The organism is Cupriavidus sp. UYPR2.512, assembly GCF_000379565.1.
In the GTDB taxonomy this organism is placed as follows: Bacteria; Pseudomonadota; Gammaproteobacteria; order Burkholderiales; family Burkholderiaceae; genus Cupriavidus.
The window spans coordinates 1-12,019 of the sequence record NZ_KB903216.1 but is presented as its reverse complement, the minus strand read 5'-3'; the positions used below and the strand labels follow the sequence as shown (position 1 = coordinate 12,019).

General features: G+C 65.3%; 12 protein-coding genes. 8 read left to right on the top strand and 4 right to left on the bottom strand.

Annotated features, from left to right (window positions below):
- On the bottom strand, nt 1–491 hold a 491-nt coding region (locus tag A3A5_RS0137420; protein ID WP_018315543.1), incomplete at its 3' end, for a 3-keto-5-aminohexanoate cleavage protein.
- 483 nt (nt 492–974) lie between these two features.
- On the opposite strand from A3A5_RS0137420, the gene A3A5_RS0137415 reads away from it, so the two are divergent.
- From A3A5_RS0137415 to phaZ, 6 genes are all read left to right on the top strand, one after another.
- Nucleotides 975–1,907, top strand: coding sequence for an AraC family transcriptional regulator ligand-binding domain-containing protein (locus tag A3A5_RS0137415; protein WP_018315542.1), 933 nt, complete (start codon nt 975–977; stop codon nt 1,905–1,907).
- A 243-nt stretch (nt 1,908–2,150) separates the two neighbouring features.
- Nucleotides 2,151–3,953 carry an acyl-CoA dehydrogenase gene (locus tag A3A5_RS0137410; protein WP_026201516.1) on the top strand — a complete coding sequence of 601 codons (1,803 nt, stop codon included), beginning with the start codon at nt 2,151–2,153 and terminating at the stop codon, nt 3,951–3,953.
- Between the two features lie 68 nt (nt 3,954–4,021).
- Complete coding sequence (locus tag A3A5_RS0137405; RefSeq protein ID WP_018315540.1) at nt 4,022–4,486, top strand: MaoC family dehydratase; 465 nt, start codon at nt 4,022–4,024, stop codon at nt 4,484–4,486.
- 218 nt (nt 4,487–4,704) lie between these two features.
- Nucleotides 4,705–6,336: an alpha/beta fold hydrolase gene (locus tag A3A5_RS0137400; protein ID WP_018315539.1), complete on the top strand. Its 1,632-nt coding sequence runs from the start codon at nt 4,705–4,707 to the stop codon at nt 6,334–6,336.
- Between the two features lie 58 nt (nt 6,337–6,394).
- Nucleotides 6,395–6,823 (top strand): phasin family protein, encoded by a 429-nt coding sequence (locus A3A5_RS0137395; protein ID WP_018315538.1) that lies wholly within the window; start codon nt 6,395–6,397, stop codon nt 6,821–6,823.
- A 67-nt stretch (nt 6,824–6,890) separates the two neighbouring features.
- Entirely contained in the window at nt 6,891–7,721 is an 831-nt protein-coding gene (gene phaZ, locus A3A5_RS0137390) for a poly(3-hydroxyalkanoate) depolymerase (RefSeq protein ID WP_018315537.1), read from the top strand.
- A gap of 142 nt (nt 7,722–7,863) precedes the next feature.
- Here phaZ and A3A5_RS0137385 read toward each other — a convergent pair whose 3' ends face one another.
- The 3 genes from A3A5_RS0137385 to A3A5_RS40135 all read right to left on the bottom strand — a co-directional run bounded on the left by A3A5_RS0137385 (nt 7,864) and on the right by A3A5_RS40135 (nt 11,075).
- A complete protein-coding gene (locus tag A3A5_RS0137385; RefSeq protein ID WP_018315536.1) occupies nt 7,864–9,027 on the bottom strand; it encodes a porin in 1,164 nt (387 codons plus the stop codon).
- 116 nt (nt 9,028–9,143) lie between these two features.
- Nucleotides 9,144–9,713, bottom strand: coding sequence for an alpha/beta hydrolase (locus A3A5_RS0137380; RefSeq protein ID WP_018315535.1), 570 nt, complete (start codon nt 9,711–9,713; stop codon nt 9,144–9,146).
- A 15-nt stretch (nt 9,714–9,728) separates the two neighbouring features.
- Nucleotides 9,729–11,075, bottom strand: coding sequence for an MFS transporter (locus A3A5_RS40135; protein WP_035814586.1), 1,347 nt, complete (start codon nt 11,073–11,075; stop codon nt 9,729–9,731).
- Between the two features lie 200 nt (nt 11,076–11,275).
- Between A3A5_RS40135 and A3A5_RS44300 the strand changes: the two genes are divergently transcribed.
- Nucleotides 11,276–11,590 (top strand): hypothetical protein, encoded by a 315-nt coding sequence (locus tag A3A5_RS44300; protein ID WP_198293213.1) that lies wholly within the window; start codon nt 11,276–11,278, stop codon nt 11,588–11,590.
- Nucleotides 11,591–11,753: 163 nt separating this feature from the next.
- On the top strand, nt 11,754–11,999 hold the full coding sequence (locus tag A3A5_RS0137365) for a hypothetical protein (protein WP_018315532.1): 246 nt from the start codon (nt 11,754–11,756) through the stop codon (nt 11,997–11,999).
- The last annotated feature ends 20 nt before the right edge of the window (nt 12,000–12,019 follow it).

Here is a 12,019-nt window from a genome sequence, read left to right as displayed (position 1 = left end):
TAGGCGGCCTGGTAGGCCGGGTGTTCCAGCGAGGTGCCCTTCAGGTATTCCGGATAGAGCAACTCCATGATGTTCATCTGCGTGGTGTTGATCGCCACGGTCACCTGGTCGGGCTTGGGCTCCAGCTCCGCCAGCATGTGGCGGGTGTCGTCGGACAGCCACTTNGCCTCCTGGCCGTCGTCTTCCGGCGCAAACGAGATCGAGCCACCAACCTGGATGATCATGTCCGGCACCGCGGCGCGCACGCCGGCGATCAGCTCGTTGAACTTGGACAGCCGCTTGGAACCCTTGCCGTCCAGCTCGCGCACATGCAGGTGCAACACCGTGGCGCCAGCGTTATAGCAGTCCACCGCTTTCTGGACCTGCTCTTCCATGGTGACGGGGATGTCCTCGGGGAAGTCCTGCGGCATCCATTCCGGGCCATAGGGCGCAACGGTGATCACCACTTTGTCCATGTTCTCGGGGTGCAGGGAATCGTCGAGGAATTGCATTTTGCTCCTGGTATGTTGTGAGCGGACCGCCTGGGTACGCCGGCATGGCGTTGCCGGACGGTCGCGTTTTCGGTATCAAGTTCAGTGCCTGAAGTATCGTGTATCCGCCCACAGCGATTTAACGATCCGGGACGATCGATTGACATTTCGGGACACTCAGGGAAACCACCGAATTAGCCCAATGTCGTACCTCAACGAGGCGTGTGAAGCCCTGGTGACCGGCCATGTCGAAACCCCGGCCTTGCGCGGTCTGAAGGGCCATGCAGGTGGGTTTGTCGTCCTTGAGTGGAGCGCTGACGGATGCACCGGCGCAGGCTCCGGGGCCTGCTCTAGGCATCGCCCCGCATGTTCAACCCGCACATGCTGTGACAGAATGTGGCGTCATCGTTTCTCCGGCATGCATAGCGTGCGCCCCGCGTGATCGGCCTGCCCCCTACCGTCCCCATCTCTGTCGTCAACGGCTTCCTGTCCGGCGCAGACCCCATGGCGATCGCACGGCTGGCCGAGTGCTCGGGCATTGCCAGCGAGCTGTTGTCCGAGCCCGCGGCGCGCGTGACGCAGGAACAGTTCGCTACGCTGTACCGGCTGCTCGCCAGGGAGGCCGACGATGAAATGCCGGGCATCTTCAGCCGGCCTCTGCGCAACGGCACGCTCAAGTACCTTTGCCTGAGCTTGCTAGATGCGCCAAGGCTGGAGGTGGCACTTCACCGCTTTGGACAGTTCTTCCACCTGATCCTCGACGACTTCCGGATCGTGTCCCGGCGCGACGGTGCCTCAGGCTTTGTGGAGTTGGCCGACAACCCGGCCGGTCCCTGCGCCAGCGTGCTGGGGCGGGAACTGATGCTCAAGCTCGTGCATGGCGTGGCATCGTGGCTGATCCGCCAGAAGATCCCCCTGCAGGCTGTCGAGTTCCCGTTTCCGCGGCCGCCGCTGGCCAGCGACCATCTCTACCTGTTTCCAGGCCCCGTGCACTTCAGCTGCGGCCACACCCGCATTGGCTTCGATGCGGCCTACCTGGACATGCCGGTGCGCCAGCGCAAGCCCGACCTGGAGAAGTTCCTGTCGCGCGCGCCGGAGGACTGGATCTTCGTCTCCTTTGCCGAGCAGATGACCTGCCACCGGGTCAGGCAATACGTGGCCGACTGCCTGCCGGTGTCGCCCACCATCGAAGCCGTGGCACAGGCGCTGCATTGCTCGGTGCGCACGCTGTGTCGCCGCCTGGCCGCCGAGGGCACCGCCTTCCAGGCGATCAAGGACGACGTCCGGCGCGATATCGCCATCCAGCGCCTGACGCGGTCCGAGGATCCCATCGCGGCCATCGCCTTCGACGTGGGCTTCGACAATCCCACCGCCTTCCATCGCGCCTTCCGCCACTGGACCGGAAGCACGCCTAACGCCTATCGCCGGTCGCTGTAGGCCGCCGGCACGGCTGGCAAAGCCCGCCGTCGGCTGACAAATCCTGCCAAGCTAAAAGCCTCTTGCGACGCGCGGCGCGCGCGCAGGGCGGTTTGCGCGCAAAGCGGCAGGATTTGTCAGCGAATGGGCAAGTTTGGGTATCCGCCTTTGCGCCCGCCGCCCCTACGATCGGCACATAACGTTGCAGTGCCGCCGGTCAGTGGATCGGACGCCGGCGCTGTGAACATCGCACAGAGGCCGATGATGAGCTATACCGCACCTACCAAAGACATCCTGTTCGTCATCCGCGAGCTGGCCGGACTGACAAAGATTGCCAGCCTGCCGGGCTATGAAGACGCCACCCCCGACACCGTCGAAGCCGTGATCGGCGAAGCCGCGAAGTTCCACGGCGAGGTGATCGCTCCCCTCAACGTCGCCGGCGACAAGCAACCCAGCAGCTGGCACGACGGCGAAGTCAGAACCACCCCCGGCTTCCCGGAAGCCTTCCGCCAGTTCGGCGAAGGCGCCTGGCAGGGCATCGTGCACCCGGTCGAGTTTGGCGGCCAGGGACTGCCCAAGCTGGTCGGCACCCCGTGCATGGAAATGATGAACGCGGCCAACCTGTCGTTCGCGCTGTGTGCGATGCTGACCGACGGCGCGATCGAAGCGCTGCTGACCGCTGGCTCCGACGAGCTGAAGCAGCGCTTCCTGCCGCGCCTGATCGCCGGCGAGTGGACCGGCACCATGAACCTGACCGAGCCCCAGGCCGGTTCCGACCTGGCGCTGCTGCGCACCCGCGCCGAGCCGCAGCCTGACGGCAGCTACAAGGTCTCTGGCACCAAGATCTTCATCACCTACGGCGAGCACGACATGGCGGACAACATCGTCCACCTGGTGCTGGCGCGCACGCCGGGCGCGCCCGAAGGGATCAAGGGCATCTCGCTGTTCGTGGTGCCGAAATTCCTGGTCAACGACGACGGCTCGCTGGGTGCGCGCAACGACGTGCAATGCGTGTCGATCGAACACAAGCTCGGTATCAAGGCGAGCCCGACCGCGGTGCTGCAGTTTGGCGATCATGGCGGTGCCGTCGGCTACCTGGTCGGCGAGGAGAACCGCGGCCTGGAATACATGTTCGTGATGATGAACGCCGCGCGCTTCGGCGTGGGCGTGCAGGGCATCGCCATCTCCGACCGTGCCTACCAGCAGGCGGTGGCCTATGCGAAGGACCGCGTGCAAAGCCGCCCGGTCGATGGCTCGGCCCGCGAAGCGGTGACGATCATCCATCACCCCGACGTGCGCCGCATGCTGACCGAGATGCGCGCGCTGACCGAAGGCGCGCGTGCGCTGTCGCTGGTGGCCGCTGCGTACTCGGATCTTGCCCACCATGCGCCGGATGCCCATACGCGGGCGCAATTCAAGTCGGCCTACGAGTTCCTGGTGCCTGTCATCAAGGGCTGGAGCACCGAGATGTCGCTGGACGTGACCAGCCTGGGCGTGCAGGTGCATGGGGGAATGGGCTTTATCGAGGAGACCGGTGCCGCGCAGCACTTGCGCGACGCGCGCATCCTGCCAATCTACGAAGGCACCACCGCCATCCAGGCCAACGACCTGGTGGGCCGCAAGACCGTGCGCGATGGCGGCCTCGCCGCGCGGGCCATCCTGGCCGAAGTCGACGAGACCATCGATGCGCTCAGGGACTGCGCCGGCAGCGGCGCGGATGCGGCATGCAGCGCCATGCTCGTGCAACTCGGCTACGCGCGCATGGCGCTGGCGCGGGTGGTCGACTTCGTGCTGGAGAACGCCGCCAGGGAGCCCAACGCCGTTTTCGGCGCGAGCGTGGCCTACCTCAAGCTGGCCGGCATCGTGCTGACGGGTTGGCAGATGGCGCGCGCTCTGGTCGTGGCAACGCAGAAGCGCAGCGAGGATGAAGCGTTCTACACCGCCAAGATCGCCACCGCTGAGTTCTTCGCCAAGCAAATCCTGCCGCGCGCCACGGCGCTGGAAGCCGCCATTACCGGTGCGTCGGACCAGGACGGCTTCCTGAACCTGGATGAATCCCGGTTCTGACGCCCAATCCGCGGCGTGATGTGACGTGACGCGGCACGGTGCAACAGATCAACAATCGAGGAGGCCATATGGCAATCGAAAACTACCGCATGGCGACGCTCGACGCGTTCGTCGGCAAGGAACTCGGCGTGTCCGAATGGGTGGAAGTGGACCAGGCGCGCATCGACGCGTTCGCGCAATGCACCAACGATAACCAGTGGATCCACGTCGACGTGGAGCGCGCCAGCAAGGAAAGCCCCTTTGGCGGCACCATCTCCCACGGCTACCTGACGCTGTCACTGGTCGCGGGCCAATTGCTGGAGATGGGCGTGATCCCCCCGGATGCCAGCGCCGCGGTCAACTACGGACTGGAAAAGACGCGCTTCCTGGCGCCGGTGAAGGCGGGCTCGCGCGTGCGCAATCGCGTCAGCCTGCTGGCAGCAGACAACAAGGGCGGTGGCCGCGTGCTGCTGCGCACGGAGAACACGGTCGAGATCGAAGGCGAGCCCAGGCCCGCGCTGGTGGCGGAAGCCCTGGCGCTGCTGGTCGTCTGAAACACGAGCAAGGTAATAAAAGCCAGGAATAGGGCAGGAGACGCAGGATGACTAGGGTCAGCAGTGCAAGAGAGCAGGGCGGCAAGGGCGCCAGGGCCGGCAGGGTCGATAGGGTCAAGGCCGACAGGGTCAAGGTCGACAGGGCCGCTAGTGCAGACCGGGCTGCGGCCGTGATCGCGCCCAGGGCGGCGGAGTCCATCGACCGTACACCGGACCTGATGGCCGGCCCCAACCCCTTCGTGGGCTTGCGCCCGGAAGACCTGGTCAGCACCGCGCAGCAGATCGGCGCGCAGTGTCTGCAGGAACCGGTGCTGGTGCTGGAGCAGCAGGCACAACTGGCGCAGGACCTGGTCAGCGTGCTGGACGGCTCGGCCCCGTTGCCGTCGGCGCGCGACCGGCGCTTTGGCGACCCTGCATGGCAGGACAACCCGCTGTATCGGATGTCGCTGCAGGGCTACGAGGCCTGGCGCAATGCAATCAGCGGCTTTGTCCGCCGCTCTGTGATGGACGAGCGCAGCAAGCACCGCGCAGCGTACTTCACCTCGCTGGTGGCCGATGCGCTGGCACCGACGAACACGTTGCTGGGCAACCCGGCGGCACTCAGGAAGATCATGGAGTCTGGCGGCATGAACCTGATCAGCGGGTTGACCAACCTGGTCACCGACACCCTTGCCAACGGGGGCATGCCTGCCCAGGTGGACAAGGAAGCGTTCAGCGTTGGCAAGAACCTTGCCACCACGCCCGGCACGGTGGTGTTCTGCAATGATGTGCTGGAACTGATCCAGTACGCGCCGTCGACGGCGAAGGTGCACGCACGGTCGCAGCTCATCGTGCCGCCGCAGGTCAACAAGTTCTACGTGTTCGACCTGGCGCAGGGCAAGAGCATGGTGGAGTACCTGCTGGCCCAGGAGCTGCAGGTATTCATCGTGAGCTGGCGCAACCCCACCGCGGCGCATCGCGACTGGGATATGGATACCTATGTCGGCGCGCTGATTGAAGCCATCCACGCCATCCGCGACATCACCGGCAGCCCGGACGTGAACCTGCACGGCGCCTGCTCGGGCGCGATGACAATGTCGGCGCTGATGGGCTACTGTGCCGCGAGCGGCGAGCAGCTGGTGCATGCGGCCACGCTGATGGTGTCGGTATTCGGGCTGGATGCCCAGTCACAGCTTGGCCTGTTCAGCACGCCCGAAGCCGTCACGGCTGCCCGGCAGGGCAGCCAGGCACGCGGGGTGCTCGACGGCGAAGAGCTGGGGAGGGTCTTTGCCTGGCTACGCCCCAATGACCTGGTGTGGAACTACTGGGTCAACAACTACCTGCTGGGCAACGCGCCGCCGGCATTCGATGTCCTCTACTGGAACAACGATACCACCCGGCTGCCGGCCGGCCTGCACGGACAGTTCCTGGACATGCTCACGCTGAACCAGCTGGCGACGCCGGGCACGCTGCGCGTGCTGGGCCGTGCCATCAACCTGTCCGAAGTCCAGTGCGACAAATACGTGCTGGCCGGCATGACCGACCACATCACGCCGTGGAAGGCCGTGTACCGCTCGGTGCGCGCCTTTGGCGGACACACGGAGTTCGTGCTCAGTTCCAGCGGGCATGTCCAGAGCCTGATCAACCCGCCCGGCAACCCCAAGGCGAAGTTCTTCCGCAACGACGCCAACGAGGCGAACCCGGAGACCTGGCTGGAAGGCGCGACCGCCACTCAGGACTCCTGGTGGAAGCACTGGAGCCAGTGGCTGAAGCAACGCTCCGGACCAAAGCGCAACGCGCCAGCCGGCCCGGGCAGCCTGCAATACGCGCCATGCCGCGAGGCCCCGGGCCTTTACGTGACGGAAGCGTAGCCCACCGGCCTTCCGGGGCCATCGTTTGCTGTAACCCAACCTGTCAGGAGAAATGTAAATGGAAACCACCAACACGACCAACACCTCGGGCGCATCGGCCCCGCACAAGAAGCTGTTTGACTTCGTCAAGCAGAACCGCCTGGACCCGGCGGCTATCCTCGAATCGCGCCGCAAGGACATCGAGGCCCTGGCCGGCGTGAATATCGCGCTGCTGTCCGGCTTGCAGTCCCTGGTGCGCCAGCAGAGCGAATACCTGTGCGAGACCGCTGCCGACCTGCAGGCGCTCGCCCGTGGCGGCAAGGATGCGGACGGCCAGGTGGCCAAGGTCTCTGAAGTGCTGCCGCGCTCGCTGCACAAGGCTGTGAGCGGTCTGCGCGGGCTGACCGACACCGTCTACAAGACCCAGGCCGACAGCATTTCTGCAGTGGGCCGGCGCATTGCCGAGAACATCGAGGAAGCGAAGGGCATCCTGCGACCCAGGCAGTAAGCACCGGGGGGCACGGCCGCCAGCCTTTGCGGCCGTGCCTTCGCGCCAACGACTCCAGGATAGCTTGATGACAATAAGCGATGCCGGCATCAGTGCCGGCCACATGCACGTCCAGACGGTAGATCTGGACGGGCAGCAACTCAGGGTCGGAATCCGGCCCGGCAGCGACGCGGGTCCGCCGCTGCTCATCTTCAATGGCATCGGCGCCAACCTCGAACTGATCGAGCCCTTCGTCGATGCGCTGGCGGGCGTGGAAGTCATCATCTTCGACGTCCCTGGCGCCGGCGGCTCCCCCGCGCCGCTGATGCCTTACCGCTTCTCCAATCTTTGCGTGCTTGCCGACCGGCTGCTGTCGCACCTTGGCTATGTGGGCCAGGTCGATACGCTTGGCGTGTCGTGGGGCGGGGCGCTCGCCCAGGAATTCGCGCGGCTCTATCCGCAGCGTTGCCGCCGCCTGGTGCTGGCGGCAACGTCGCCCGGCGTGATCATGGTGCCCGGAAGGCTGTCGGTGCTGTCGAAGATGATCGGCGTGCGCCGCTACAGCGATCCGGCGTACCTGCGACGCGTCGGCGCCGACCTCTACGGCGGCGCCTTCCGCGATGATCCTGCACTGCTTGATGAACATGGCCGGTACATGCAGCCGCCACGGGGGCGCGGCTATCTCTACCAGTTGCTGGCCGCCTGGGGCTGGAGCAGCCTGCCCTGGCTGGGGGCGCTCAGACAGGCCACGCTGGTGATGCATGGCGCCGACGATCCCATCGTGCCGCTGGTCAATGCCAGGATCCTCGCCGCGCGCATCCCCGATGCGCAACTGCACGTGCTCGACGACGGGCATCTCTTCCTTGTGACCGGCGCGGAGCACGCCGCGCGTGTCGTCGGCGACTTCCTGCGCCGCTAGACCCTTGCGCAAGCCGCGGTGCGTCCGCGGTTCTATTCTTGCTCCTCGAAAACAAAAAAAACGGCCGCGCGGGGGAATCCCCCGGCGCGGCCGCAAACGAGCATGGCGCTCGGTGTCGATCTGGTGACCGGATCGCCTGGACTCAGAACTTGTGGCGGATGCCGACGGCGGCACCGAGCATATTGCTCTGGCCATTGCCCAGCGCGTAGCTGTTGCCCAGCGAAAGGCTGTTGGCATAGACCGTTGCCAGCGATTCCATCATCAGGCCGGCGTTCTTGGCATAGGCGGCCGTCAGGTAAACGTCGGTGCGCTTGGAGAACGCATAGTTCGCCACGAAGGCGATCTGCCAGGGATTGGCGACGTTGGTATTGCCGAACAGGCTCTTGACGTCATCATAGTTGTACTCCAGCGTCAGGCCAACGGCCGGCGTGACCTGGTAGGTGGCACCGATCCAGTAGAAATCGTCGCGCTGGATCACCACATCCGCCGCATTTTTGTTCTGCCCCCAACGGTAGCCGCCCATGACCTTGGCCGGCCCGATGCTGTAGCTGGCGCCCACGACGGCCTTCTTGTTGGTGCCGTTGCTGGTGCCGATGGTCGGGTTCCACTGGTCGTAGCCAACGGTCACGCCAAAGGGCCCGCCCTGGTACGCTACGGCGGCGCCATAGGCCGTATCGCGCCGGAACTGGCCGGGGACTTCACCATTGCCACCGATCGGCGTGGCGATGCCCACGGTTGCCGGCAAGGCCAGGCCCGTGCCGAACGACCAGTGCGCCAGCGCCGTGACCGGGCCGAACTTGCCGGTGTACTTGACCGTGTTGTCCTCACGGAAGTTCGGGCCGGACTGCAGCACCACCGGTTCGTATTGCGTGGCATAGGCCGCGGGCGAGAAGTTCGCCAGCGCCTCGAACATCGACGTGTACTGGCGGCCCAGGCTGACCATCCCGATGCCGGGTGTCTGCACGCCCACGAACGCCTGGCGTCCGAACAGCCGGCCGCTTTGCTGCGAGGTGCCGGTGTCGACATTGAAGCCGCTTTCCAGCACGAACAGCGCCTGCAGTCCGCCGCCAAGGTCCTCGCTGCCGCGAAGGCCCCAGCGCGAGCCGGAGATGCCGCCGGAGTTCATGCGGTAGACGTCGTTGGCCGGCCCGCGGTTGAACTGGTTGGCGGCAGTCGGTACCGCGCCGACGTGATTGGCGTACTCCACGTTGATGTCCGCCACGCCGTAGAGCGTGACGTTCGACTGGGCGAAGGCGCCCCCCGAACAGGCGAGCAGCGCGGCCGCGGCCAAGCTCCTGAGCTTCATTGGTGTTTCTCCTCTTTTTCGTTTGGTTGTGATGCGGATAAATCCGTCTCAGTGAGTACTACGGGTAATGCAATCTGTCTGGCGGCGTTGCGTTATGCGAAGGCCGTTGCGCACGTTCAGTTTGCGCGCAGCAGTTTTTCCAGCAACTCGGTCGCGCGCGGCCACGGGCCATATCCGGCCGCCGGGTTCAGGTGGCCAACCTCGCCGAGGTCGAACAGCCGCCCGCCCCAGTCGCTGGCCATCTGCGCGGCGCGTTCATAGCTGGCCAGCGGATCGTTGCGGCTGGCAGCGAGGATGCTGGGAAAGGGCAGTTGTGCACGGGGCACGGGCAGCCAGCCGTTCTCGGCCAGCGTGGCGTTGTCCGGATAGCCAGCCGGCATCGGCGTTTCGAGATCGGCAGGCGTGGCCAGCAGCGCGCCGCGGATCTTGCGGCGGTGCTGCGCAGCCCAGTGCACGGTGATCATCACCCCGGCGCTATGCGCTACCAGCACCACCGGGCCGTCGATGTCGGCCAGCGCAGCGTCCAGGGCGGCCACGCGGGCGTCACGGCTGAGCTTGTCGTGTTCCAGCGGCGCCACGGAACGGGCGTTCGGCAGCTCAGCCTGGAGCAGGGTCTGCCAGTGTTCGGCCACGTGGTCGCGCAGGCCCGGAACCATCAGGAAGGTGGTCTCAGCGGCAAGGTCCATCAGTCATCCAGGTAGTCAGTCAGAAGATTGGGGCTTGGTCGCGTGTGCCTCGCGCTGGATTTCCAGGCGAAGCAGGTCAGCCGCATAGGTGCGGCGCCCGACCAGGAAGCACAGCGCGGCAAGGACGCCCGCCAGCGGGATCAGTTGAAGGGCGCCGAGCAGGCCGATGCGGTCGGCGATCAGGCCAGTGACAAAGGGTCCGGGCGCCAGTCCCAGCAGGTTGTTTGCCAGCGTGAGCGTGGCAAAGGCGGTGGCATGGATGGCCGGATTGGTCAGGTTCGCCACCGCGGCACTGGCCGGGCCGGCCGTGCCGCCGACAAGCAGCATGCCGGCACCGATCAGCACCAGTTGTGCCATGCCAGCGGGCAGGCGGAACGCCGTCAGCAGCAGCGCGCAGCAGGTCACGCTGTAGGCCACGGCCATCAGCCACTTGCGTCCGGGCGCGCGGCGAGCCGCCCAGTCAGTCAGCGCGCCGCACAGGACCATCCCTGCGCCAGCCGCCAGCACGAACGCCGCGGCGGTCACGCCGGCCCGGTCGGTCGCCATGCCGTAGTAACGGGACAGGTAGCTCGGCATCCAGGTGATCAGCGAGCCCATGACCAGCAACTGCAGCGCACAGCCCACATATGCACAGAGGAGCGAACGCGCCGAAAAGAGGGCAGACATCAGAGGGCGGAGCGACAACCTCTCGCGCCGAGGGGCGTTTTGCGCTTCCTCGCCCAGCGTACGGCGCTGCGCCTGCAGTCGCGCCTCGGTAATGCAGAGACGAAAGAATCCCACCAGCACCAGGCCGAAAATCGCCATGCCGGCAAAGGCCCAGCGCCAGCCAAACTGAGCGGACAGGGCACCGCCCGCCGCCATCCCCAGCACGGAGCCGAACGCCCCGCCAGCGATGAACGCCGAACTCAGGCTGGCACGCAGATGGCGCGGAAACACCGAAAGCACCACGGCAATGCCGACGCTGCCATAGGCCGCCTCGCCAATCCCCACGCACAGCCGCGCCACGAACATCTGCCCGAAATTGTTGGCCAGTGCACAGCCCAGCGTGGCGACGCTCCACAGCGCCGCCATCAGGATCAGGCTCCTGACCCGGCCCCAGCGGTCGGCCAGGATCGACAGTGGAAACGTCAGCAGGCCAACCATCAGGGCCACGACCCCGCCCAGCGCACCCAGTTCAGTGTCGCTCAGCGACCATTCCACCTTAAGCAGTGGAAAGACGGCATTGAGCACCTGCCGGGACATGTAGTCCGACAGCAGCAAGCCAAAGCTCAACGCGAACACGAGCCAGGCATAAGATCGAGACGAACTCGCACCGGCCACGCCGGCTGCGATGGGGGAATTTGTGGAGGTTTGCCCAAACATGAAAGCCTTTTTCTTCGTGGATGCGTTTGACTGCGTGCATGCAAGGGGAGGAACCCCTCCGTTCCAACGCCGGCCTGTCGCGATCCGCGGAGTATCCCGGATTGGCTACCTGTAGGTTGACTAGAGGGGACAACTTGTTTGCATTTTGGGACAGTCCGGGAAAACGAGGGGGTGAGATTAGGAGGGGAGAAAGGGGGCGAATGGCGACTCGCCGTCACATTCCAGAGCGGTGCCGGAGGTTCAGCAACTCACCCCTAGCTTTCACGCCTCGTGAGGCCGCCGCGAACGCGGAACGGATTACCGCAAGGAGGATCGAACTGCGCCTCGACCCGGACGATGACGCCCAAGTCATCTTCGAATCGCTGAATGGACGCGGCGAACGCTTGACTCCCGCAGACCTGATTCGCAATTTTGTCTTCCTCGAAGCGACCCGCGCTGATGCAACGATGGGACGAGGTGAAGCTGAATCACGTGTTCGAGTCGTTCAAGCAGTGGTGGATCGCGGGAAAGCGTGACGTTGCTGCTGAGCTGGCGCGTCTCAAGAGTGCGGCGAAACTCTTCGAGTCGTGGGTCGTCCCCGAGAGAAGTTAAATGAATCATTAGGCGCTTTGAAATGACCGCCCGGCATGCTTCCTCTTATGCTAGCATTGCAGTCAGTGCAGGCATGGAGACTCGATCATGGCGACGCTAACTATTCGAAACATTGACGACGAACTGAAGGCACGGCTTCGCATTGAGGCTGCGCAGAACGGCCGCTCCATGGAGGAGGAGGTGCGCGACATACTTCGACGCACGCTTGGCAAACGGTCAGGCGCGGGCGGCCTGGGTAGCCGGCTGCACCAGAGATTTGCCGCGCTGTCTGACCCGGGGCTGGATCTGCCCTTACGCGTGGAGCAGCCGCGGTCGGCGGAATTGCCTGAATGATCGTCCTCGACACCAATGTC

Bases quoted from the DNA above. Each gene is read 5' to 3' on its own strand.
- A3A5_RS0137380 (WP_018315535.1), bottom strand. From the start codon at position 9,713: ATGGACCTTGCCGCTGAGACCACCTTCCTGATGGTTCCGGGCCTGCGC.
- A3A5_RS0137395 (WP_018315538.1), top strand. From the start codon at position 6,395: ATGGAAACCACCAACACGACCAACACCTCGGGCGCATCGGCCCCGCAC.
- A3A5_RS0137405 (WP_018315540.1), top strand. From the start codon at position 4,022: ATGGCAATCGAAAACTACCGCATGGCGACGCTCGACGCGTTCGTCGGC.
- A3A5_RS0137385 (WP_018315536.1), bottom strand. From the start codon at position 9,027: ATGAAGCTCAGGAGCTTGGCCGCGGCCGCGCTGCTCGCCTGTTCGGGG.
- A3A5_RS0137365 (WP_018315532.1), top strand. From the start codon at position 11,754: ATGGCGACGCTAACTATTCGAAACATTGACGACGAACTGAAGGCACGG.
- A3A5_RS0137410 (WP_026201516.1), top strand. From the start codon at position 2,151: ATGAGCTATACCGCACCTACCAAAGACATCCTGTTCGTCATCCGCGAG.
- A3A5_RS40135 (WP_035814586.1), bottom strand. From the start codon at position 11,075: ATGTTTGGGCAAACCTCCACAAATTCCCCCATCGCAGCCGGCGTGGCC.
- A3A5_RS44300 (WP_198293213.1), top strand. From the start codon at position 11,276: ATGGCGACTCGCCGTCACATTCCAGAGCGGTGCCGGAGGTTCAGCAAC.
- A3A5_RS0137415 (WP_018315542.1), top strand. From the start codon at position 975: ATGGCGATCGCACGGCTGGCCGAGTGCTCGGGCATTGCCAGCGAGCTG.
- phaZ (WP_018315537.1), top strand. From the start codon at position 6,891: ATGACAATAAGCGATGCCGGCATCAGTGCCGGCCACATGCACGTCCAG.
- A3A5_RS0137400 (WP_018315539.1), top strand. From the start codon at position 4,705: ATGGCCGGCCCCAACCCCTTCGTGGGCTTGCGCCCGGAAGACCTGGTC.